Genomic DNA, 23911 nt, shown 5'->3' with positions numbered 1-23911 from the left:
ATGGCGGGTGGCGTCACAATCAACCGGATCACGAACGCCAACGTGTATCTGAGCAACAATTCGATGCTCGGCAAGGCGGAAGAAATCAAGCTGCCGGACGTCCAGGCGATCATGGCCGAGCACAAGGCGCTCGGCATGATCGGCAAGGTCGAACTGCCGGGCGGCCTGGACAAGCTCGAAGGCGAGATCAAGTGGAACTCGCTTTATGCCGATGTGGCCAAGGCGATGGCGAATCCGTTCAAGGCCGTTGCGCTGCAATGCCGCTCGAACATCGAGACGTACGGCGCCCAGGGCCGCGTGCGGGAAGTCAGCCTCGTGACGTACCTGACCGTGAGCTTCAAGAAAAACCCGCTCGGTACGTTCAAGCAGCACGAGAACGCGGACTTCAGCTCGGCGTTCGGTGCGACCTACATCAAGCAGGTCATCGACGGCGAGGAAGTGCTGGAGCTGGACTATCTGGCGAACATCTTCCGCGTCGGCGGCGAAGATATGCTGGCCGACTTCCGCGCCAACATCGGCGGCTAACCCAACACCTCCGCAGTCGTTGTCGTTTTGGCCCGCTTCGGCGGGCTTCTTTTTTGGTACTGCGTTAAAAGCGCCTTCGCGCGCGCGAATCGACAATGTGTGCTCTACCACCACGGAGCACATCGTGAAAATCCCCCTCAAATTCCCCGTCAAACTCGCCACCGGCCAGACGCTCACCGAGCTGACGCTCAATCGCGGCAAACGGAAAGACATGGCCGCCGCCGCGAAGTACAGCACCGATGCCGGCGACCAGGAGGACTTTCTGCTCGCCCGCTTGACCGGTCTCACTGTCGAGGATCTCGGCGAGCTCGATCTGGCTGACTCAAAGCAGCTCATGGATGCCTTTCGCAGCATGGTTGAGGGAGGGGATTCCGCCCACGATGCGCTCGCGGCAGGCGCAGCCAGCTCGAACTCCGGAGCCGATGGACACAGTGCTTCGGCCGCTGGATGAGGTGTTGCTGCTGGCGTTGAAGATGCAGCCGTCCGAGATCGCAGAACTCGAAATGGACGACTACTGGCATTGGGTCGACGCTGCGGAACGTGAGATCAAGCGTCGCACGGACGCGCAATAGGCGAAGAGTATGGCAAGCAACTTCTTTATTGGCGTACGGATCGGCGCGACGCTACTCGGTAGCTTCGGCGCAGCATTTTCTAGCACCCGAACGACGCTGAACGGCCTCGGCCGCGTCGCTGATGATCTGCGGGCGAGGCATACCCGGCTGGGCGATGTGATGGCACGAGCCATGGCCCATCCGATGCGCAACATCGCCCAGTTGCGAAGCCAGTACGAGCGTCTCGGTCGGACTATTGATCAGCTCAACGCGAGACAGGCCGCGCTCGCGACCCGCCTCGCACGAGGCGCCGCGTTGCGCGATCAACGTCAGGCGCTTGGTGCTGACATGATCGGTACCTACGCAACTGCGGCCGCGACCGCCGCGCCGGTCATCGGGGCGGTCAGACGCGCAGCAAATTTTGAGGCTGGCCTGCGCGACATCGCGATCACCGGCAACCTGACGCGCGACGAAGAATTCCGGATCGGCGAAACGATCCGGCGCGCGGCACTTACGACGAGCCAAGGGCATAGCGCCATTTTGGAAGGCGTCGGCACGTTGGTTGCCGCTGGTATGGACGCACGGGAAGCCGGTCAAAAGTCTAGCCTGCTGGGCCGCGTTGCAACGGCTACGAACGCGGACATGAAGGATCTGGCCGGCATGGTCTATTCATTCTCGGAGACGCTGGGAATAAAGGGCGACGCAGGGTTGAAAGAGGCGTTCAACCGCGCCGCATACGGCGGCAAGCTCGGCCGGTTCGAGCTGAAGGATATGGCGAAAGCGCTTCCCGCTCTTACAGCTTCGTTTGCGTCCAAGGGGATCAAGGGCCAAGACGCGCTGACGCAGATCATCGCCAGCCTTGAAGTCGGCCGAGAAGGCGCCGGTACTGGCGACGAGGCGGTGACCAACTTGACGAACTGGCTGTCGCACATGAACTCACAGTCGACCATCACGGCCTACCAAAAGGCCGGCGTCGACTACCAGAAGTCGATGTCTAACCTCGTCGCCGGCGGCTATTCGAGCTATGAGGGTTCGCTGCAGATCGCGCAGAAGTTCATCGCCTCGCGTGGCGACGCCTTCATGAAGCAATGGAAAGCCGCCGGCGCCAAAGGCGATGAAGAGGCGCAGCGCAAGCTGATGGAGAGTTTCGGGTTGAACGAGGTGTTCCAGGACATCCAGACCATCAATCACCTGCTCGCGATGCGCCAGGGCTGGGACAAGTATCAGCAGAACAAGAAGGAAATGGGTAGCGCGCAGGCACTGAACACCATCGACCAGGACTACGCGCGCCGCGCGGAACTGGCGACAGTCGCGTGGGCCCGCTTCAAGACCCAGATCGCCGATCTCGGGATCACGGTCGGCAATGCGCTTCTCCCATCCCTCACAAACTTGATGAACTCGATGACACCCCTCATCGAGCGAGTCTCCCATTTCGCTTCGGCCAATCCCGGGGTGATCAAAGGCATCGTCGGATTCGCGGCCGCAATAATCGGCATGAAGATGGCGACGCTCGCCGCTGGCTGGGCGCTGAACTTCTTCGTCAAGTCGCCAATCAATTCGGTAGCCACAGCGCTGACCACTGTTGGCGCGAAGTGGACGCTGATGAAAGCACTGTGGATTGGCGGTGGCTCGCGCCTCTCATCGGTGTTTCAGCTTTTCGGGTTGAGCACAGGTGCAGCGGGCAAGCTCGCCGCGTGGCTCGGTCGAGTCGGGGGCATGTTCATGCGACTTGGCCGTGGCGCGCTGGTGGTCGGCCGCATCCTCCTTCCCTTCGGTCAGGGCATGTTGATGACGATCGTCGGCCCGCTGCGCTTGCTCACCCAGGGCGGGATGTGGCTCGGTCGTGTCCTGGGCGGCCAGCTCGTGAACGGCCTCATGATGGCCGGTCGCGCGGTGCTCTGGCTCGGCCGCGCGCTGATGCTCAATCCGATCGGCATTGCGATTACTGCGATCGCGGTCGGCGCGTACCTCATCTACCGCTACTGGACGCCGATCAAGCAATTCTTCGGGGGCATCTGGAATTCGATTCGTACCGCGTTCGCGGGCGGAATCGGTAGCGTGATGCGCCTGATCATCAACTGGTCGCCGCTCGGCCTGTTTTATCGCGCATTCGCGGGCGTGCTTGGGTGGTTCGGCGTTCGACTCCCGAAAACCTTCACCGATTTCGGCTCGCACCTGATCGACGGCCTGGTCAACGGCATTCGTAATCGCTTCACCTCCGCGAAAAACACGCTGGTCGAGTTCGGCAGCAACGTGAAGGCGTGGTTCGCGAACACGCTGGGGATTAAGTCGCCGTCCCGTGTGTTCATGGGCTTTGGCGACAACATCGCCCAAGGCGCCGCGATCGGCATCGGCCGCTCGTCGGCGATCGCCGCGCGCGCGGCCGCCGGCATGGCGACGCAGGCCGCGGCCGCGGCTTCCCTGCAGCGCATCAATGCGGCGCGCGGAGGTGCACCGGCCGGCGCATCGGTAGCCGGCTCTGGGATCACGGTTCATTTCTCACCGACGATTACGGTCCAGGGCGGCTCGCCTGATGGTGTGAAGGATCAGGTCAAGCAAGGGCTCAACCTGTCGTTGCGCGACCTGGAGCGCATGCTCGACGACCTGCTCGCGAAGCGCGAGCGACGCGCGTACAGGAGCTGACGTGTTTGCAATTCTGGGTGATATCGAATTCGACCTGATCGGATACTTCGACGGGTTCGACGCGACCTTTGGCGCAGACTACGCCGAGCACGCGCTTATCCAGGGCAAGCCGCGGCTGCAGCGCATGGGTGACAAGCTCGACGAGATCCGGATCGCGCTGTCGTTTCACTATTGGTACTGCGACCCGGAAGCCGAGCTGGCAAAGCTGCGCGCGTCGGTGAGCGCGAAACAGGCGATGGCACTCGTTTTCGGCAATGGCGACTACAAGGGCTGGTTTGTGCTGACCGAGGTTCAATCTACCAGCAAGCAGACCGACACGTCCGGCACCGTGCTGTCCCTCGACGCGACGATCACCCTGCGCGAGTTCGTCGGCGACAAGAAGAACCCGCTCAAGCCGCAGGCCGTACAACCCAAGGTGCCGCCGGCGGCTGCGCAGGCGGTTTCCAGCGTCACATCGGCGGTGGCCACCGCGCGAGGCACGATCCAGCAAGCAGTGACCTGGGGGAATCAGGCGCAGTCCGCGATGCGGGTGGCGGTCGATGCGGTCAAGGTCGTCCAGAAGCTGAAAGACGATCCGTTCTCCGCGTTGAGTCGCTCGTCGGGCGTGCTGACCAACATCAAGCAAGCGGCCGATCCGCTGGCGAAGCTTTCGCCGGCGCTGGCGTCTCTGACCGACCAGATTCCCGAGGCGGCCGGCATCCTGCGCGCGAGCAATACCGCGCTGGATGCAGTCCGATCGGCGCAAGGCGGCTTGGCGAACGCGACGATCGGGACGATTACCGGCGCGATTGATCGGGCCGCCGGGCAGCTCGCTACGGCGACCGGCGCACTGAGTTCCGCCGCGCCGGGTCTGAGCAAACTGGCCGCGCAAGTCGCGACGCGGAGGATTTGATGTTTTTGACCCACATCACAACCGAAGGCGAACGGTGGGACCAGATCGCTTACCGCTATTACGGCAACCCATTCGCCTACGAGCGAATCATCGCCGCGAACCCGGACGTGCCGATCACGCCGGTCCTCGCGAGCGGCATTGCGCTATCGATTCCAGTCGTAGCGGCCGACGACGTACCCGATGAGGAACTTCCGCCGTGGATGCGGTGATCGATACCCCGACGTCGGTCGCCGACGTCCCCGAGCCCGTTTTCACGCTCGTGTACGAGCAGAAGAACATCACGAACGACATCGCGCCCTACGTGGTGTCGGTGTCGTATACCGACTTTCTGTCCGGCCAGTCCGACGAGATCGAAGTCGTGCTCGAAGACACGGACGGACGTTGGCTTGACGCGTGGTATCCGGGGAAAGGCGACGCGCTGACGCTGAAGATCGGCTACACGGGCGCGCCGTTGCTCGCGTGCGGCCGCTTCGAGATCGACGAGATTGGCTTCGACGAACCACCGTCGACCGTGACGATCCGAGGGCTCGGTACGGGCGTGAAGGCGTCGGTGCGGAGCCGCAAGGCAAAGGCGTACGAGCACACGACGCTTGCAACGATCGCAGCGCGCATCGCCAAGCGGAATCACCTGACGCTCACCGGCCGCATTCGAGACATCCGAATCGATCGTGTCACGCAGTATCAGGAGCAGGACGTGGCGTTCCTGACGCGGCTCGCGCGCGAGTACGGGTATGCGTTCAAAATTTCGGGCAGCAAGCTCATTTTCAGCGAACTCGCCGACCTGAGAGGATCGGACTCCGTCCTGCAGTTCAAGCGCGCCGACCTGAAGTCGATTCGCTTGCGCGACAAGATCAAAGACGTCTACGCGCAGGCCAAGGTCGGCTATCACAACCCGAAGACGAAGAAGCTCGTCGTCTACGGCGTGACTGGCGATTCCGTGGGCGTCGTCGGCCAGTCTGAGGCGGCTGCGGGTAAGCGGAAACAGTCCGGGCAGTCGACGAGCGGCGACACACTACGGCTGTCCACGCGCGCCGGCTCGAAGGCAACGCTGCAGACGAAGGCACGTGCGGCGCTTGACCAGGCGAACCTCAAGCAAACAGGTGGATCGGTCGAGATGACCGGCGACACGAAGTTGGCGGCCGGCGCATCGATCGAGCTGCTCGAACTCGGGAAGCTGTCCGGCAAATACCTGATCGAATCGGCGCGGCATCGTCTCGATCGCGGCGGCGGCTACCAAACCGAAGTCGAGCTGAAGCGCTCGGCGCTCGCCGTCCAGGCCGGCAAAGGCGGCGGCACGGCGAAAAAATCCACCAAAGGGCTCCAGGTCTACGGCGTCACTGCAAAGGGCGACGTCGGAGTCGTTGGAACCACGCCCGTTGCAGCGAAAGGCAAGAAGAAATGAACGACACACTCGACGAGTTCGGCGCGACGATCAAATTCGGTACGGTCAGCGCCTCGAAGCCCGGTTTCGCGCGCGTGCGGCTGACCGACCTCGGCAATATGCGCACCATGTGGTTGCCGATCGCGTACCCGAAGACGCTGGAGGATCAGGTTTGCTGGACCTACGATAACGGCGAGCAGGTCGCCGTGCTGCTCGACAGCCGCGGCGAGGACGGCGTCATCGTGGGCGCCGTCTACTCCGATGCCGACCGGCCGCCGGTGAGCGACCCGAACAAGTTCATCGTGCGCTTCAAGGACGGCGCGATGCTCGAATACGACCGCGCGACTCACACGCTGACGTGCTCGGGCATGCAGACGGTAGTCGTCGACTCGAAGTCAGAGATCCTGCTGCGCGCCGGCGACAAGGTGACCGTCGACACGCCGGAGGCCGAGTTCACGCGCAACGTCACGATCAAGGGCAAGCTGACCTACCAGGGCGGCATGGCCGGCTCTGGCGGCGATGGCGCGACGCTGTCGGGCAATATGAAAATCGACGGCAATGTCGATGCCACTGGCACGATCATGGACACCGGCGGCAACTCGAATCACCACAGCCACTGAGCTTTTAGCCGGCTTTAATATCCTCCCGACTGGTCGCGCGGCACCATTGCCGCATGACCCAGCTCTCCGAAATCACCTCCGTTCACTGGCAGCCGGCTCTCAACCGCGATGGCGTGGTTGAGGGCGTGGACGATATCGATCAGGCGATCCGTCTAATTCTCGGGACGCCCCAGGGCAGCGATCCGCATCGCCCTGAGTTCGGTTCCAAGCTCTACCTATACCTCGACATGCCGATCGACCGCGCCACGCCGCACGTCGTGCGTGAGTCGGTCGACGCGATCCGCCGCTGGGAGCCGCGCTGCGAAGTCGTGCGCGTCATCCCGTCGATCGCGGAATCGCGCGAAACGATTCGCGTGCAATGGCGGCTTGCTGACGGGGTCATCCGCGAGACGGAGGTACCGCGATGACGCTCGACGAGCCGGATTTCATCGCCCGCGATCCTGAGATCATTACGGCCGAGATCGTGGCCGACTACGAGGCGCGCACCGGGAAAACGCTGTATCCCGCGCAGGTTGAGCGCGTCATGATCGACATCATCGCGTACCGCGAAACCCTCGTTCGCGTCGGCGTGCAGGAGGCCGCGAAACAGAACCTCGTCGCGTTCGCCCGCGCCCCCATGATTGACTACCTTGGCGAGCTGGTCGGCGTGAGCCGGCTGCCGGCGCAGCCCGCGAAGACAACGCTGCGGTTTTCGGTCGACGCCCCGCTGCCGTCGAATCTCCTGATCGCCGCCGGCACGCGTGTCGAGACGAGCGATGGCGCCGTTTCGTTCACGACCGACGTCGACGCGACGCTCGTCGCCGGCCAGTTGTCGATCGACGCGGCCGCGACCTGCGAGACGGCTGGGGCGATCGGCAACGGCTGGCAACCGGGTCAACTCGGCGCACTGGTCGATGACCTGGGCGACGTCGACGTGACGGTCGCCAACATCAAGGTCAGCGCGGACGGGTATGAAGAGGAAGACACTGACCGGCTGCGCGAGCGAATCAAGCTGGCCCCTGAAGCCTTCAGTACGGCCGGGTCGCGGCTTGCCTACGTGTTTCACGCAAAGAGCGCGCACCAATCGATCGTCGACGTCGGCATCATCAAACCGGTGATGGAAATGCGTGACGGGCGGCTCGTCTCGGTCAACGGCGTACCGCCGGGCTGTGTCCAGGTCTACCCGCTGGTCGACACCGGCCTGCCAAGCGACGCGATTATCCAGCTCGTTGAGGATTACTTGGACGATGAGCGCAAGCGACCGCTGACCGACTACGTCGACGTCCGGCCGCCGACGCCGGTCGACTACGCGATCGACGTCCGATTGACGCTGTACAAGGACGCCGACGCCGATACGGCCGTCGAGCTCGCACGTACGGCGGCGCAGACGTACCGTGACGGCCGAGCGGCCGGCTTGGGGCGCGACATCGTCCCGCGTCAACTCAGTGCCGCCGTGCAGGTCCAAGGCGTGTACGACGTCGATCTACCCGGCCTCGAGCTACGCGTGCTGAGCGCCAGCGAATGGGCGCGTTGTACGAGCGTGAGCGTCGTGCCGACCGGGGTGGCAAATGGCTGATCTGTTACCGCCGGTGCTGGCAAAAGACAAGCGCTTCAAGGCGCTCGCGCAGCTGGTCGAGCGGCTCGACAACGTCGACCTGTCGCCGCTTCTGGTCTATCTGATCGACGGCGTCGACCCGTCTGCACTGCCGTTCCTTGCCGACCAGTTTTCCGTCATGGGCGAAGACGGCTGGAATCTCGCCGAGTCGGACGATGCAAAACGTGCGCTCATCAAGGGCGCGATCGAGCTGCACCGCTACAAGGGCACGCCGTGGGCGGTTCGCGAAGTCATTCGTCGTCTGGGCTTCGGCGAGGTCGAGCTGGTCGAGGGTATCTCGCGCGTGTACTACGACGGCAAGCGCCGTTACAACGGCTGGATGGTGCACGGCGATCCCGGATTGTGGGCCGTCTACCGGGTGATCTTGCTCGATCGAGCGATCACGAATGATCAAGCGGCGTTGCTGCGTACGACGCTCGACGCGTTCGCACCGGCGCGCTGCGTGCTGGCAAGCCTTGAATACCGGGGCGTGCCGGTACGTTACAACGGCGCCGCCCGCTACGACGCGCAATACAACCACGGGAGCAGTTAATGGCCAAACTCGTCGAATCTTCCCAATGGGAGGAAGACCTTTACCAAATCGAAACGTCAGACCCGGTCGAAGGCGGGCCGGACGGTGTTTCCAACAGGCAGGGGAAGCAGCTCGGCGGCCGCACGCGCTACCTGAAGCAACAGGTCGAGCAATCGCAGTCCGGTCTTACGCAGCACGTCGCCGCTGCTGATCCGCATCCGCAGTACGCAACAAAAGCTGACGTCGCGCAGGAACTCGGCAATCTGGTCGGGCAGGCACCGGAGACCCTCGATACGATCAACGAGATCGCGCAGGCGCTCGGGAAGGATCCGAATTTCGCGACGACCATCACGAATCAGTTGGCGCTGAAAGCGCCGATCGACTCGCCGGTCTTCACCGGTACGCCGAAGGGGCCGACGCCGCCGCAGTTTGACAGCAGCACGAAGCTGGCGACGATGGCTGCGCTGCAGCGTGCACTCGGCAGCGCGTCGAGCATGAAGACAGTCGGCGCTCCGGCCATTATCGATTTGACGTATGCGGGGGCCGATGTTGTCTTGTACGGCAATGCCGGCCCATTCACCCAGTCGCTTCCCGCCGTCAGCACTTACCAACCCGGGGTAGGAATGCGCTTTTATAACGCGTCTGCCTTTCCGGTCACGATCCAGACGGCTGGGGGCGACAAGTTTTCGGCGTTGGGCGGCACGGTGGCATCAATCGTGGTGGGAGCCGGGGACAGCCTTGCCATCGCCGCATACGGAACGAGCAATTGGGAGGTAATGGGCGGATCAGCCGCCTTGCAGTGGAGCTCGCTGTTTAGCTCGTCGGTTGTGGCCAGCGGTTATCAGAAGCTGCCGAGCGGACTGATTATTCAATGGGGGCAATCGACAACAAATTCGTCCGGGGCGGTGACGGTTACGTTTCCGCTCACGTTCCCGAATAGCTGCCTTCAGTTTGTTGGAACGCCGACCGCTTCGTCGGCAAGCAACTATCTTGTCACCTGCGGCACGCCGTCTGCGTCCAACATTTCTGTATTCGGGACGGGAGCCGGTGCGGGGTCAATGCCAGTCGCCGCAGGTATTGGATTTCGATGGATCGCAGTGGGGTACTGATCATGGGACAAAAACAAGCAGCGTACGACGCCAAAGGCGGCATCATTGCCTTCTACGACACGGTGGACAGCCCGGCCCCTCAAGGCGAATCTGTCATCGACATTACTGATGTGCAATGGCTTGCGCTTATCGACGCGCAGGCGGTGGGCAAATGTCTTATCGTCGACAGTGCCGGGAAACCCGCCGCGATCGACCCGCCGCCTCCGACGCGCGCAGAGATCGCCAATGCCAAGCGCGCAGACCGCGACGCAGCTCTTGCCCGGACCGACTGGCTTGTTGCCCGACATCAAGACGAAAAACTGATCGGCGACGGGACCACGATGACGGCGGAGCAGTTTGCCGCGCTCGTGAAATACCGGCAGGCGCTGCGTGATTTTACCGACGCACAGGGATGGCCGAACATCGACCTGCCGACGGCTCCGTTGTTTGTCACCTCGGCGACGTAAAAGACGGGGCGGCCGTCACAGGTGTTGGAGCACCGTTGACGGCCGCCGCATCACTGCCAGTGCCAGTGAATTAGCCAAGGCCCCGCCACCTTCCGGAAGGCGAGGCCATTCTATCTTATGGAAAGGGCTTTCACATATGGCAAACAATCAGCCTGGGCCGGCATCGTATTCGGTTGCCGGCGCACTCGATATCAGATGCGGCCAGTGTCGCCGCAAACTGGCTTCAGGCCGGTATATCGAGTTGAGCATCAAATGCCCCCGCTGCGGGGCGATTAACCATCTGAGGGCCGCGAGCCCCGAACCAGCGCGCCATCGAGCGCCCAAACATGTGGAACTTAGTAATGGGCGCGAAAACACATCCCCCGGCCAAACAGCCGGGCCGTAACGGCTACAAATACAAGGCGCAGTTTGGAATCGTCGTCACCTGTCGCGACGAAGCCGAGCAGCAGGCGACCTATCAAGCGCTGCGTAAGCTGGGTTACAAGCTGAAGGTGGTCTGCGTATGAAAATCGCCGTACACCATCGCTGCGCAAACTCTGCGTCATACCGCTCGGCACGCGTCAAGTCGCTATTCAACGTTGACGACGGCTCTCGCTTCGACCTTGAGGCGGATCTGTCGATCGACGACGCTGATTGGCAAATCGGCGTGATTGTCGGTCCGTCCGGCTCCGGCAAAACGAGCATCGGCAAAGCAATCGGGCCGATTTATACGCCGCAGTGGCCGGCGCGCCGCCCGATCGTCGACGCTATCGCGCCGCGCGCCTCATTCGACGCCGTCACGGGCGCGTTGTCGGCCGTGGGTCTCGGGAGCGTGCCAACGTGGTTGCGGCCGTTTGCCGTGCTCTCCAACGGCGAGCAGTTTCGAGCCACGCTCGCGCGGCTCATATGCGAAGCCCCGGAGCTCGCGGTCGTCGACGAGTTTTCGTCCGTTGTCGATCGACAGATTGCCCGCGTCGGCGCCGGCGCGTTCGCCAAGGCATGGCGCCGCACGCGGGGGCGCGTCGTGCTGCTGTCGTGCCACTACGACATTCTCGAATGGGTGCAGCCGGACTGGGTCTTTGACACCGGTACCGGCCAATTCGAACGGGGGCGTCTTCGGCAGAGACCGCCGATCGACCTGGACATCCAACAGACCGACTGGCGTTACTGGCCACTGTTTGAGCCGCATCACTATCTGAAGCTGCCGCGCATGATCGCCGCGACGAACTACGTCGGATGGATCGGTGGCGAGCCGGTCGCGCATGTCGCCGTGACGACGCGCCAAGGGATGATCGAGGCGCGGGCCTGCCGCCTTGTGGTTATGCCGGAGTGGCAAGGCGCAGGGGTCGGTATGAGGTTCCTAAACGCCGTGTGCGAAGCGTGGGCGCGGGGACAAAACCGATACGGGCTAAAGCTGCGCTCGCTGTTCCATACCAGCCACCCAGGGCTTGCGGCCGCGTTGCGCCGCGACCAGAAGTGGACGCAGGTGTCCGCATGCCTCGTCGGTGACAACCGCCGACGTTCGATCGAGTCGATGTCGGCAAGCATGGCGCGGGCCGGCCGCTCGGAGAAGGCAACGAGCGGCTACGGCGGGCATTTCCGCGCGGTACAGGGCTTCCGCTACCTCGGGGAGGACGCAGCATGCGCTTGATGATCGTCGGGCAAAAATGGCTCGGGGCCGAGCTGCTAAAGCAATGCGTCGCCGCGGGTCACGAGGTGACGTCCGTGGCGGCGCCGGCCGCCGACGGCGAGGAATACGACCGGTTGTATTCGGCGGCGCAGCAGCTCGGCGTGCCGGCGTCTATCGTCGGCCGGCAACTCGACCCGTCGTCAGTGCCGGAGGGCGTTGACCTGATCCTTGCGGCGCACGCGCACGCTTTCGTGCCGCGCGCCGCTAGAGATCGCGCCCGATTCGGGGCGCTGGGCTATCACCCGTCGTTGTTACCTCGTCACCGCGGCCGCGACGCGGTCCGCTGGGCGATCCACATGCGGGAGGCCGTCACTGGCGGGACCGTGTATTGGATGGACGATGGGGCCGATACTGGCCCGATTGCCGCGCAAGAGTGGTGTCACATCCGATCGGATGACACGCCGGCGACGCTCTGGCGCAGGGAGCTTGGTCCGATGGGCTTGAGGCTGTTTGCGGCGGCTCTGGCCATGCTCGAACGGGGCGAATGCCCGCGGCTGGAGCAGGATCCGGCGCTCGCGACATGGGAGCCGGCAATTCATTCGAAGCCGCTGGCCGCCAGTTAGGCGATAATCGACCGCTCACACGGTGTCGGCTTCGTGCGGTTAGGTGTCCCGCAAGGCCCTGCTGACGATAGCCCGCCCCCCCGAGTGCCAGCCGGCCGCGTATGCGGTGTATGGGGATGGTCGATACTCGTGTGAGCCTTTCCGCCGACTTGCTGGCAAACGTGCAATTCTTTTCCACCAATCGCAAGACAAACCGACCCGAATTTATCGCGCGGCGACGCGCTCAAATATCGCGCCGCGCTTCACCACGCCATGCCATGAACGTCACGCCCCCCTTTGCCCCACACCTCTACTTCTGCGACGCCCGCCTCGTCGGTCCGCTCGATGCGTGGCCCGACACGTTCGCCCACATCGCGGGCATGGGTTTCGACCACGTGCTGATCGGCGGCTTCTGGGCCGCCAGCGTCGCGGGTTTTCCGCGTCATGTCGCCGACTTCCACCGGCCGGCCGCGACGTTCGCGACGCGCGCCGGCGCACTCGAGACGTTCTCGCGGCTCGCGCAGATCGCGCACGGCCACGGGCTGCGCGTGATGCTCGAAGTGATACCGGACCGCATCGCGCGCGACAACCCGCTGCGCGCCGAGCATCCGGACTGGTACGTCGAGCGCTCGCACGACGACGCGCTGATCGATCCGCGTCGCGCCGCGCATGAACTCGACGTCGCGCATGCACAGGTCGGCGAGGACGCGACACACGACGCGCTCGCCGCGTGGTGGTGCGCGCATCTCGCCGCGTTCGCGGACGCCGGCGCGGCCGGCTTCCTGATCGACGCGCCGCATCATCTGCCGGCCGCGTGGTGGCCCGGCTGGCGCGCGGCGCTGCGTCGCGCGCGCCCGGACGTCGCCGTGCTGGCCGGCGTGCCCGGTCATGCACGCGACGCGCTCGCGCAATTCGAGGCGGCCGGCTTCGACGCGGTGTTCTCATCGGTACGCTGGTGGGATCTGCGCTCGCCGTGGTTCGCGGACGAACACCGGCTGCTGCGGCGCATCGGCTCGCCGATCGCGTTTCCCGACGCCTACGACGGCCCGCGTCTCGCCGACGACTGGCACGACGCGCCGGACGAGGCGGTCGCCCGCGCGTATCACCGCGCGCTGTGGACCGCGGCGGCGGTCGGCACCGGCTGGCTCGTGCCGATGGGCTTCGAGCGCGGCGTCACGCTGCCGCTGATGGCGCGCGACGCGGACGCCACGCGCTATCGCGCCGCGTTCGACGATGCGCGCTTCGACCTGTCCGGCGCGATCGCCGACGCGAACGCATGGCGCCGCGCGACGCCGCTCGCGGCCGAGCGCGGCGAAATCGCGCAACTGAGCGCGCCCGGCGCAGCCGCGACCGCGCTGTTGCGCGGCACTGGCCCGTCGCTCGAGCACGACGACGCGGCACTGCTGATCGTGCTGAATCCCGATCTCGATGCCGAAGCGCCGGTCGATCCCGCCACGATCCTGCCCGGCGTGCCGGGCGGCTTCACGCACGTCGCGACACCGGACGGACCGCATCGGCATGCGCTCGTCGCGCTGCCCGCCTTCACGCTCGAACCCGGCGGTCATGCGTTGCTCGACGCGTCGCACGCACCGCCCGCGACCACGCGCGCCGATGCCGCCGACGAGCGCACCGCGCTGTCCGCCGCACTCGCGGCCGACCGGATCGCGATCGAGCGCGTCGAGCCGGCCGTGGACGGCGGCCGCTTCGCGATCAAGCGCGTGATCGGCGAAACGCTGGTTGTGCACGCATCGATCTTCTCGGACGGTCACGCGCATCTCGCGGCCGCGCTGCAATGGCGCGCGGACGACGAGGACGACTGGCGCGAAGTGCCGTTCGTCGCGGAGCCGAACGATCGCTGGCACGCGCGCATCGCGCTCGACCGGCTCGGCCGCCATGCGTTCCGCGTGATCGCGTGGCGCGACGACTGGGCGTCGCTCGCCACCGACATCGCGAAGAAACACGCGGCCGGCCAGGACGTGACGCTGGAAGTGCGCGAGGCACAGCTGCTGCTCGCCACCGCGCTCAAGCTTGCCGCGCCCGCCGATCCGCGCGCGGTCCGGCAAATGGAGCAGCTCGCGGCCGACTTCAAGGACGCGTCGCACGAACACCGGCTTGCACTGATCGGCGACCCCGCGCTGGCCGACGCATACGCGGCGCTGCGCTACCGCCCGTTCGCCACGCACGACAAGACCGTCTATCCGGTCGAGGTCGAGCGCCGTGCCGCGCGCTTCTCGAGCTGGTATGAGATGTTCCCGCGCTCGGCGAGCAACGATCCGCACCGGCACGGCACGTTCGACGACGTGATCGCGCAGTTGCCGCGCATCCGCGACATGGGCTTCGACGTGCTGTATTTCCCGCCGATCCATCCGATCGGCACGACCGCGCGCAAGGGCCGCAACAACACGCTGAAGGCCGGCCCGGACGACGTCGGCAGCCCCTATGCGATCGGCTCGCCCGACGGCGGCCACACGGCCGTGCATCCGCAGCTCGGCACCCTCGCGTCGTTCCGCACGCTGGTCGATGCGGCGCGCGCGCAAGGACTGGAGATCGCGCTGGACTTCGCGATCCAGTGCTCGCCCGACCATCCGTGGCTCGCCGCGCATCCGGGCTGGTTCGCATGGCGGCCCGACGGCTCGCTGCGCTTCGCGGAAAATCCGCCGAAGCGCTACCAGGACATCGTGAATCCCGACTTCTACGCGCAGGATGCACTGCCCGACCTGTGGCTCGCGCTGCGCGACGCGGTGCTGTTCTGGGTCGACGCGGGCGTGCGGATTTTCCGCGTCGACAATCCGCACACGAAGCCGCTGCCGTTCTGGGCATGGATGATCGCCGACGTGCGCGGCAAGCATCCGGATGTCGTGTTCCTGTCGGAGGCGTTCACGCGGCCGGGGATGATGTACCGGCTCGCGAAGGTCGGCTTCTCGCAGTCGTACACATATTTCACGTGGCGCGAGACGAAGCGCGAGTTCATCGATTACCTGACCGAGCTGACGGCCGGCCCGCCCCGCGAGTTCTTCCGGCCGAACTTCTTCGTGAACACGCCCGACATCAATCCGCGCCACCTGCAGAACGCGCCGCGCTCGCAGTTCGTGATCCGCGCGGCGCTCGCGGCGACGCTCGCCGGCTCGTGGGGCCTGTATTCGGGCTTCGAGATCGGCGAATCGGCGCCGCTGCCCGACAGCGAGGAATACGCGGACGCGGAGAAATACGAGCTGCGCGCGCGCGACTGGAACAAGGCCGCGCACATCGGCGCCGAAATCGCGCGGCTGAACCGCGCGCGACGCGAGCATCCGGCACTGCAGACCCACCTCGGCCTCACGTTCGCCGACGCGGACAACGACCAGGTGCTCGTGTTCGTGAAGGCGACGCCCGCGCACGACAGCGTCGTCGCGGTCGCGATCAGCCTCGACCCGTGGCATCCGCAGGCCGCGAACTTCACGCTCGACGCGTCGCTGTGGCGCGGCTTCGGGCTCGTCGACGGCGAACCGCTCGACGCGCTCGAACAGGACGCCGCGCATGCCGAAACCTGGCGCGGGCATCGCCAGTACGTGTCGCTCGACCCGCACGTGCGGCCGTATGCGATCTGGCGGCTCTCGCCGTCTCCCGGCGCCGCGCGAGCGGCGGCGCCCGAGCCGGGCGACGCCCGACATCCTTCCGGAGCACACGCATGATGAAACGCGAAGACTCCCTCGACGACGTGCGCCGCGCGCAGTTCCCGTCGCTCGCACCGGCCGGCACGCCGCGCCGGCGCCGGTCGCGGCGCCGCGCGCCCGCGCTCTGCGCGGATGATCCGCTGTGGTACAAGGACGCGATCATCTATCAGGTGCACGTGAAGTCGTTCTACGACTCGAACAACGACGGGATCGGCGACTTCCCCGGCCTGATCATGAAGCTCGACTACATCGCCGAGCTGGGTGTCGACACGATCTGGCTGCTGCCGTTCTACCCGTCGCCGCGCCGCGACGACGGCTACGACATCGCGGATTATCGCGACGTGCACCCCGACTACGGCACGCTGGCCGACGTGCGGCGCTTCATCCGCGAAGCGCACGCGCGCGGCATCCGCGTGATCACCGAACTGGTGATCAACCACACGTCGGACCAGCATCCATGGTTCCAGCGGGCACGGCGCGCGAAGCCCGGTTCGATGCATCGCGACTACTACGTGTGGTCCGACACCGACACGAAATACACCGGCACGCGGATCATCTTCCTCGATACCGAAACGTCGAACTGGACGCACGACCCGATCGCCGGCCAGTATTACTGGCACCGCTTCTACTCGCACCAGCCGGACCTGAACTTCGACAACCCGGCCGTCGTGCGCGAGGTGCTCCAGGTGATGCGCTTCTGGCTCGATCTCGGCATCGACGGGATGCGGCTCGACGCGGTGCCGTACCTGGTCGAGCGCGAAGGCACCAACAACGAGAACCTGCCGGAGACGCACGCGATCCTGAAGCGCATCCGCGCGACGATCGACGCCGAGTATCCGAACCGGATGCTGCTCGCGGAAGCGAACCAGTGGCCGGAAGACGTGCAGGAATACTTCGGCCGCGAGGACGAATGCCACATGGCGTTCCACTTCCCGCTGATGCCGCGCATCTACATGTCGATCGCGAGCGAGGATCGCTTCCCGATCGTCGACATCATGCGGCAAACGCCGGCGCTCGCGCCGAGCAACCAGTGGGCCGTGTTCCTGCGCAATCACGACGAACTGACGCTCGAGATGGTGACCGATTCCGAGCGCGACCTGCTGTGGCAGACCTATGCGTCCGACCGGCGCGCGCGTATCAACCTCGGCATCCGGCGCCGTCTCGCGCCGCTGATGGAGCGCGACCGGCGCCGCATCGAGCTGATCAACTCGCTGCTGCTGTCGATGCCCGGCACGCCGGTGATCTACTACGGCGACGAACTCGGGATGGGCGACAACATCCACCTGGGCGACCGCGACGGCGTGCGCACGCCGATGCAATGGTCGTCGGACCGCAACGGCGGCTTCTCGCGCGCGGACCCGGAACTGCTGGTGCTGCCGCCCGTGATGGGCTCGCTGTACGGCTACGACGCGGTCAACGTCGAGGCGCAGACGCGCGACCCGCATTCGCTACTGAACTGGACGCGGCGCATCCTGTCGACGCGCCGCGCGACGCAATCGTTCGGGCGCGGCACGATCCGCTTCCTGCGGCCGGAGAACCGCAAGGTGCTCGCGTACCTGCGCGAACTCGAAGGCCACGAGACGGTGCTGTGCGTCGCGAACCTGTCGCGCTCGTCGCAGGCGGTCGAACTCGACCTGTCCGAATTCGCGGGCCGCGTGCCGATCGAGATGACGTCGGACTCGCCGTTTCCGCCGATCGGGCAGCTCACTTACCTGCTCACCTTTCCACCGTACGGGTTCCTGTGGTTCGTGCTGTCCGAGCACGGCCGCGAGCCGTCGTGGCGGCAGCCGCACGCGGAGCCGCTGCCCGAATACGTGACGATCGTGATGCGGCGCGGCGACGTGCGGCCCGACGTCGGGCAGCTGCATACGCTCGCGCACGATGCGCTCGCGTCGTGGCTCGCGAGGCGGCGCTGGTTCGCGTCGAAGGACCGCAAGATCGGCGATGCGTGGCTGAATGTCGTCACACCGATGCCGGACGAGCCGTTCCAGTATGCGGAGGCATGGGTGTCCGCGAGCGATGGCGGCGTCGAACGCTACGTCGTGCCGCTGGCTGCCGCATGGGGCGGCGAGACGTCGCATCCGCTGTTCGCGCAACTCGCGCTCGCGCGCGTGCGGCGCGGCCATACGGTCGGCTACCTGACCGACGCGTTCGCGCTGCCCGCGTTCGCGCGCGGGATGCTGCGCAAGCTGCGCGACGGCGCGACGGTGCCGACGTCCGACGGCGGCCGCCTCGACTTCCTGCCCGAACATGCGCTCGCCGCGCTCGATCCCGGCGACGCCGCGGAGGTGCGCTGGCTCGCGGCCGAGCAGAGCAACAGCTCGCTCGTGATCGGCGACCAGATCGTGCTGAAGCTCGTGCGCAAGGTCGCGCACGGCATCCATCCGGAAGCGGAGATGAGCCGCCACCTGACGCGGATCGGCTATGCGAACACCGCGACGCTCGCCGGCGAAGTCGTGCACGTCGATCCGGACGGCTCGCCGCATACGGTCGCGATCCTGCAGCGCTACGTCGACAACCAGGGCGATGCGTGGACGCGTTCGTTCGACTTCCTGAAACGCGCGGTCGACGAGCTCGCGCTGCCCGCCGTCGCAGACGGCGAAGCGGCCGAGCCCGACGAGGAACCGGACGCGCTGCTCGGCTACGCGGCGTTCGCGGGTATCGTCGGCACGCGGCTCGGCCAGCTGCACGTCGCGCTCGCGCAGCCGTCGGACGACCCGGCCTTCACGCCGGAGCGCGCGACGCCCGAACACGTCGACGGCTGGTGCCTCGACGCGATCGCGTCGTTCAGGCACGCACTCGACGTGCTGGCCACGCGACTCGATGCGCTCGATCCGGCCATGCGCGCGGCCGCCGATACGCTGCTCGCGTCGCGCGACGCCGCCGTACAGGCGCTCGGCGAACTGGTGCCGCGCACGCTCGACGCGCGATGCACGCGGATTCACGGCGATTTCCATCTCGGCCAGGTGCTCGACGTGCAGGGCGACGCGCTGCTGATCGACTTCGAGGGCGAGCCCGCGCGGCCGCTCGAGCGGCGTCGCGCGAAGTCGCATCCGCTGCGCGACGTGGCTGGCTTCCTGCGCTCGCTGTCGTACGTGAGCGCGACCGCTCAGTTCGCGATCGAAAAGGCGCCGCCGCAGGCGGCCGGCCGCAAGCGTGCGCTGTTCGACCGCTTCGGGCAGGCCGCCGCCGACCGCTTCGTCGAATGCTATCGCGCGGCCGCCGACCAGGCGCCCGAACGCTTCGTCGACCCGCGCTACGCCGATCGCCTGCTCGCGCTGTTCCTGATCGACAAGGCGTCGTACGAACTCTGCTACGAGGCCGCGAACCGGCCCGACTGGCTCGGCGTGCCGGTCGGCGGGCTCGCCGCGCTCGTCGAACGCCTGCTCGACGCGGACGGCACACCCGACAACGGAGGCACCCGATGACCGACACGCTGTTCGACCGCCGCGATATCGATGCGCTGCTCGCCGGCCGCCATCCGGACCCGTTCGCGTGCCTCGGCCCGCACGGGGATGCCGGGCGGATCGTCGTGCGCGCGCTGCTGCCCGGCGCGCGGCGCGTGCGTGCGGTGACGCCCGACGGCGACGAACTCGGCACGCTCGCGTGCGTCAACGACGCCGGCTGTTTCGCTGGGACGCTCGCGCACGACGGCCATTACCGGCTTGCGATCGACTGGCCCGACACGCGCCAGGTGACCGACGACGCCTATGCGTTCGGCATGCTGCTCGACGACGCGGCGCTCGCGCGTTTCGCGGCCGGCGACCCGGCCGCCGTGCTCGACTGCCTCGGCGCGACGCCCGCGCGCATCGATGGCGTCGACGGCGTGCGCTTCGCGGTATGGGCGCCGAACGCGCAACGCGTGTCGGTGGTCGGCGACTTCAACACATGGGACGGCCGTCGGCATCCGATGCGGCTGCGCCGGCCGTGGGGCGTCTGGGAGCTGTTCGTGCCGGGCATCGGCGCCGGCGAGCATTACAAATACGAGCTGTGCGCGAGCGACGGACGCGTGCTGCCGCACAAGGCCGATCCATGCGCGCGCGCGACCGAGGCGCCGCCGCGCACGGCGTCCATCGTCGCCGACACGGCGGCGCTCGACGCGTTCGCGTGGCACGACGACGGCTGGCTGCACGCGCGGCCGCACGCGGACCGCCGCTTCCGCATCCCGTGGTCGATCTACGAGGTGCACGCGGAATCGTGGCAGCGCGTGCCCGAGGAAATGGACCGCAGCGCGACCTGGGACGAGCTCGCCGAGCGGCTGATCCCGTACGTGCACGGCATGGGCTTCACGCATGTCGAATTCATGCCGATTTCCGAGTATCCGTTCGGCGGCTCGTGGGGCTACCAGCCGCTCGCGCAGTTCGCGCCGTCCGCGCGCTTCGGGCCGGTCGACGGCTTCGCGCGCTTCGTCGACCGCGCGCATGCGGCCGGCATCGGCGTGATCGTCGACTGGGTGCCCGCGCACTTCCCGAACGACCCGCACGGTCTCGCTCAGTTCGACGGCAGCGCGCTGTACGAGCACGCCGATCCGCGCGAAGGCATGCATCCCGACTGGAACACCTGCGTGTTCAACCTCGGGCGCAACGAGGTCGGCGCGTTCCTAGTCGCGTCGGCGCTCGCGTGGGCACGGCGCTATCACGTCGACGGAATCCGCGTCGACGCCGTCGCGTCGATGCTGTACCGCGACTATTCACGCAAGGAAGGCGAATGGGTGCCGAACGTGCATGGCGGGCGCGAGAATCTCGAATCCGTCGCGTTCCTGCGCACGCTGAACGACACGCTGCACGGCGCGCTCGCGCCGCAGGGCGTCGTCACCTTCGCGGAGGAATCGACCGCGTGGCCGGGCGTCACCGCGTCGACCGGCGACGGCGGGCTCGGCTTCGACTTCAAGTGGAACATGGGCTGGATGCACGACACGCTCGCGTATCTGCGCGAGGATCCGATCCATCGCCGCTATCACCACGACCGGATGACGTTCGGGCTCGTCTATGCGTTCTCCGAGCGCTTCGTGCTGCCGCTGTCGCACGACGAGGTCGTGCACGGCAAGGGCTCGCTCGCCGCGAAGATGCCCGGCGACGCGTGGCAGCGGCTCGCCACGCTGCGCGCGTACTTCGGCTTCATGTGGGCGCATCCCGGCAAGAAGCTTCTGTTCATGGGCAGCGAATTCGCGCAATGGGCCGAGTTCGCGCACGACGCGACGCCGCACTGGGACCTGCTCGACGCGCCCGCACATCGCGGCGTGCAACGGCTCGTGCGCGACCTGAACCGCGTGTACGCGGCCGAACCGGCGCTGCATGCGCTCGACTGCCACGCGGAAGGCTTCGCGTGGCTGATCGGCGACGATCGCGACAACAGCGTGTTCGCGTTCGCGCGCCGTGACGATGTCGGCCGCCTCGTGGTCGCGGTCAGCAACTTCACACCGGTGCCGCGCGCCGGCTATCGCATCGGGCTGCCCGCGCCCGGCCAGTGGCGCGAACTGATGAACACCGATGCGGCCGTGTACGGCGGCACCAATGCCGGCAACGACGGCGCCGTGTGGGCGGAAGCCGTGCCCGCGCACGGCGAGTCGTGGTCGGCCGCGTTGCGCCTGCCGCCGCTCGCGACCGTATGGCTGAGTCCGGCCTGACGCCCGGCGACCTCGACACGGAGACCCTTCCCATGCCGACCGCCCTGCCATCCCGACTCGAACCCGGCCGCGCCTATCCGCTCGGTGCGACCTGGGACGGTCTCGGCACCAACTTCGCGGTGTTTTCCGCGCACGCGCAGCGTATCCAGCTGTGCGTGTTCGACCCGACCGGCCGCAAGGAACTCGCGCGGCTCGACCTGCCCGAATGCACCGACGAGGTGTGGCACGGCTACCTGCCGAACGCGCATCCGGGCACCGTGTACGGCTTTCGCGCGGACGGCCCGTACCAGCCGCAGCACGGCCACCGCTTCAATCCGACCAAGCTGCTGCTCGACCCGTACGCACGCAAGCTGGTCGGTCATTTCCGCTGGTCCGACGCGCTGTTCGGCTATCGCGTGCATTCGAACCGCGCGGACCTGTCGATGGACCGCCGCGACTCCGCGCCCGCGATGCCGAAGGCCGTGGTCGTCGACGAGGCGTTCGACTGGCGCACCGACCGGCGTCCGGACGTGCCGTGGCGCAGCACCGTGATCTACGAGGCCCACGTGCGCGGCGCGTCGATGCGTCGCGCCGGGCTGCGCGCGCCGGAGCGCGGCACCTTCGCATCGCTCGCGCATCCGGCGTTCATCGATCACCTGCTGTCGATCGGCGTGACCACCGTGGAGCTGCTGCCCGTGCACGCGTTCCTGCAGCAGCGCGCGCTCGTGAACCGCGGACTGCGCAACTACTGGGGCTACGACACGGCCGCGTTCTTCGCGCCGGAGCCGTCGTATCTGTCGACGCGGCGGCTCGACGAAATGCGCATCGCGATCCGGCAGCTGCACGCGGCCGGCATCGAGGTCGTGCTCGACGTCGTCTACAACCACACGTGCGAAGGCAACGAGCTCGGCCCCACGCTGTCGTGGCGCGGCCTCGACAATGCGAGCTACTACCGGCTCCGGCCGGACGACCCGCGTTACCACGTCGACGAGACCGGCTGCGGCAACACCTTGAACATGTCGCACCCGCGCGTCGTGCAGATGGTGATGGACTCGCTGCGCTACTGGGCCACCGCGTTCAACATCGACGGCTTCCGTTTCGATCTCGGCGTGACGCTCGGCCGCGAGGATCACGGCTTCGAGCCGGGCGCGGGATTCTTCGACGCGCTGCGGCAGGACCCGGTGCTCGCGCAGCGCAAGCTGATCACCGAACCGTGGGACCTCGGGCCCGGCGGCTATCAGCTCGGCCGCCACCCGCCCGGCTTCGCCGAATGGAACGACCGCTTTCGCGACACCGTGCGGCGCTTCTGGCGCGGCGACGCCGGGCAACGCCCCGAACTCGCCGCGCGGCTCGCGGGCTCGGCCGACCTGTTCAATCATCAACGGCGCCATACGTGGGCATCGGTGAACTTCGTCACCGCGCACGACGGCTTCACGCTCGCCGATCTCGTGTCGTATGCGCACAAGCACAACGACGCGAACGGAGAAGACAACCGCGACGGCCGCGACGACAACTGCAGCGCGAACTGGGGCGTCGAAGGCGCGACCGACGATGCGTCGATCCGCGACCTGCGCGTGCGCGTCGCGCGCTCGATGCTCGCGACGCTGTTCACCGCGCTCGGCACGCCGATGATCGTCGCCGGTGACGAATTCGGCCGCACGCAGCACGGCAACAACAACGCGTATTGCCAGGATAACGAACTGTCCTGGCTCGACTGGGACCTTGCACGCAGCGACGACGGCGTGCAGATGATGCGTTTCGTATCGCGACTCGCCGCGTTGCGGCGCATGTATCCGGTGATGTCCGCGCCGCGCTATCCGTCCGGCGACCGCGAGGGCGCGCCCGGCATGCACGAGATCGACTGGTTCGACGAACGCGGCGGCGCGATGAGCGTGCCGGCGTGGGAGGACGGCGAGCGCCGCGCGCTGACGATGCGCCGTGTCGGCACCGGCCGCACGGGGCGCACCGAGGCCTTGCTCGTGATGCTGAATGCATCGACCCACGCCATCACGTTCAAGCTGCCCGCGCCCGTGCTCGACTACCGCGTGCTGCTCGACACCGCGACACCCGACGCCGGCCCGCGCTCGTGGCCGGAGGCCGGCCTCGACGTGGCCGCGCACGCCGCCGTGATCGCGGTCGCGGCCGTGCCGCACGCCCAGCCCTCGTGAGG

At 66.6% G+C, this 23911-nt stretch carries 21 protein-coding genes; all 21 read left to right on the top strand.

The genetic code is table 11. The annotated features are described in order from the left end of the window. The 21 genes from ACV22W_RS07310 to glgX all read left to right on the top strand — a co-directional run bounded on the left by ACV22W_RS07310 (nucleotide 1) and on the right by glgX (nucleotide 23909). Nucleotides 1-525 (top strand): phage major tail tube protein, encoded by a 525-nt coding sequence (locus ACV22W_RS07310; RefSeq protein ID WP_325097168.1) that lies wholly within the window; start codon nucleotides 1-3, stop codon nucleotides 523-525. Nucleotides 526-649: 124 nt separating this feature from the next. Continuing rightward, nucleotides 650-976, top strand: a complete 327-nt coding sequence (locus ACV22W_RS07305) for a phage tail assembly protein (protein WP_325097169.1) — start codon at nucleotides 650-652, stop codon at nucleotides 974-976. Next, nucleotides 948-1097, top strand: coding sequence for a hypothetical protein (locus tag ACV22W_RS07300; protein WP_448018575.1), 150 nt, complete (start codon nucleotides 948-950; stop codon nucleotides 1095-1097). Before ACV22W_RS07305 ends, ACV22W_RS07300 begins: the two co-directional genes overlap by 29 nt. Before the next feature lie 9 nt (nucleotides 1098-1106). Continuing rightward, the gene (locus ACV22W_RS07295) at nucleotides 1107-3719 is read left to right on the top strand and encodes a phage tail tape measure protein (protein WP_448018574.1); all 2613 of its coding nucleotides are present in this window, start codon (nucleotides 1107-1109) and stop codon (nucleotides 3717-3719) included. A 1-nt stretch (nucleotide 3720) separates the two neighbouring features. Beyond that, nucleotides 3721-4611 (top strand): phage tail protein, encoded by an 891-nt coding sequence (locus ACV22W_RS07290; protein WP_448018573.1) that lies wholly within the window; start codon nucleotides 3721-3723, stop codon nucleotides 4609-4611. Beyond that, nucleotides 4611-4820 carry a tail protein X gene (locus ACV22W_RS07285; RefSeq protein WP_448018572.1) on the top strand — a complete coding sequence of 70 codons (210 nt, stop codon included), beginning with the start codon at nucleotides 4611-4613 and terminating at the stop codon, nucleotides 4818-4820. Before ACV22W_RS07290 ends, ACV22W_RS07285 begins: the two co-directional genes overlap by 1 nt. Then, nucleotides 4808-6013, top strand: a complete 1206-nt coding sequence (locus ACV22W_RS07280; RefSeq protein ID WP_325097173.1) for a phage late control D family protein — start codon at nucleotides 4808-4810, stop codon at nucleotides 6011-6013. Before ACV22W_RS07285 ends, ACV22W_RS07280 begins: the two co-directional genes overlap by 13 nt. Further along, nucleotides 6010-6612 (top strand): phage baseplate assembly protein V, encoded by a 603-nt coding sequence (locus ACV22W_RS07275; protein ID WP_448018571.1) that lies wholly within the window; start codon nucleotides 6010-6012, stop codon nucleotides 6610-6612. Before ACV22W_RS07280 ends, ACV22W_RS07275 begins: the two co-directional genes overlap by 4 nt. Nucleotides 6613-6665: 53 nt before the next feature. Further along, nucleotides 6666-7019, top strand: coding sequence for a GPW/gp25 family protein (locus ACV22W_RS07270; protein ID WP_448018570.1), 354 nt, complete (start codon nucleotides 6666-6668; stop codon nucleotides 7017-7019). Then, nucleotides 7016-8167: a baseplate assembly protein gene (locus ACV22W_RS07265; RefSeq protein WP_325097176.1), complete on the top strand. Its 1152-nt coding sequence runs from the start codon at nucleotides 7016-7018 to the stop codon at nucleotides 8165-8167. Before ACV22W_RS07270 ends, ACV22W_RS07265 begins: the two co-directional genes overlap by 4 nt. Further along, nucleotides 8160-8738 (top strand): phage tail protein I, encoded by a 579-nt coding sequence (locus tag ACV22W_RS07260; RefSeq protein WP_448018569.1) that lies wholly within the window; start codon nucleotides 8160-8162, stop codon nucleotides 8736-8738. Before ACV22W_RS07265 ends, ACV22W_RS07260 begins: the two co-directional genes overlap by 8 nt. Continuing rightward, nucleotides 8738-9826 carry a gp53-like domain-containing protein gene (locus tag ACV22W_RS07255; protein WP_448018568.1) on the top strand — a complete coding sequence of 363 codons (1089 nt, stop codon included), beginning with the start codon at nucleotides 8738-8740 and terminating at the stop codon, nucleotides 9824-9826. The genes ACV22W_RS07260 and ACV22W_RS07255 overlap by 1 nt, the downstream gene beginning before the upstream one ends. A gap of 2 nt (nucleotides 9827-9828) precedes the next feature. After that, on the top strand, nucleotides 9829-10272 hold the full coding sequence (locus tag ACV22W_RS07250) for a phage tail assembly chaperone (protein WP_448018567.1): 444 nt from the start codon (nucleotides 9829-9831) through the stop codon (nucleotides 10270-10272). Between the two features lie 136 nt (nucleotides 10273-10408). Further along, complete coding sequence (locus tag ACV22W_RS07245; protein ID WP_448018566.1) at nucleotides 10409-10657, top strand: Com family DNA-binding transcriptional regulator; 249 nt, start codon at nucleotides 10409-10411, stop codon at nucleotides 10655-10657. After that, nucleotides 10599-10778 (top strand): hypothetical protein, encoded by a 180-nt coding sequence (locus tag ACV22W_RS07240; RefSeq protein ID WP_448018565.1) that lies wholly within the window; start codon nucleotides 10599-10601, stop codon nucleotides 10776-10778. Before ACV22W_RS07245 ends, ACV22W_RS07240 begins: the two co-directional genes overlap by 59 nt. After that, nucleotides 10775-11902, top strand: coding sequence for a GNAT family N-acetyltransferase (locus tag ACV22W_RS07235; RefSeq protein ID WP_448018564.1), 1128 nt, complete (start codon nucleotides 10775-10777; stop codon nucleotides 11900-11902). Before ACV22W_RS07240 ends, ACV22W_RS07235 begins: the two co-directional genes overlap by 4 nt. After that, nucleotides 11893-12504, top strand: coding sequence for a formyltransferase family protein (locus ACV22W_RS07230; RefSeq protein WP_448018563.1), 612 nt, complete (start codon nucleotides 11893-11895; stop codon nucleotides 12502-12504). Before ACV22W_RS07235 ends, ACV22W_RS07230 begins: the two co-directional genes overlap by 10 nt. Nucleotides 12505-12761: 257 nt before the next feature. Beyond that, nucleotides 12762-16154, top strand: coding sequence for a maltotransferase domain-containing protein (locus ACV22W_RS07225; RefSeq protein ID WP_448018562.1), 3393 nt, complete (start codon nucleotides 12762-12764; stop codon nucleotides 16152-16154). Next, the gene (gene treS / locus ACV22W_RS07220) at nucleotides 16154-19564 is read left to right on the top strand and encodes a maltose alpha-D-glucosyltransferase (RefSeq protein WP_448018734.1); all 3411 of its coding nucleotides are present in this window, start codon (nucleotides 16154-16156) and stop codon (nucleotides 19562-19564) included. The genes ACV22W_RS07225 and treS overlap by 1 nt, the downstream gene beginning before the upstream one ends. Then, entirely contained in the window at nucleotides 19561-21762 is a 2202-nt protein-coding gene (gene glgB, locus ACV22W_RS07215) for a 1,4-alpha-glucan branching protein GlgB (RefSeq protein ID WP_448018561.1), read from the top strand. Before treS ends, glgB begins: the two co-directional genes overlap by 4 nt. Nucleotides 21763-21794: 32 nt before the next feature. Beyond that, nucleotides 21795-23909, top strand: coding sequence for a glycogen debranching protein GlgX (gene glgX, locus ACV22W_RS07210; RefSeq protein WP_448018560.1), 2115 nt, complete (start codon nucleotides 21795-21797; stop codon nucleotides 23907-23909). Nucleotides 23910-23911: the final 2 nt, after the last annotated feature.

It is taken from the genome of Burkholderia sp. AW49-1 (assembly GCF_053427845.1).
Note: the sequence above shows the minus strand (reverse complement) of the source record. Positions and strands in the feature narration are given on the sequence as shown.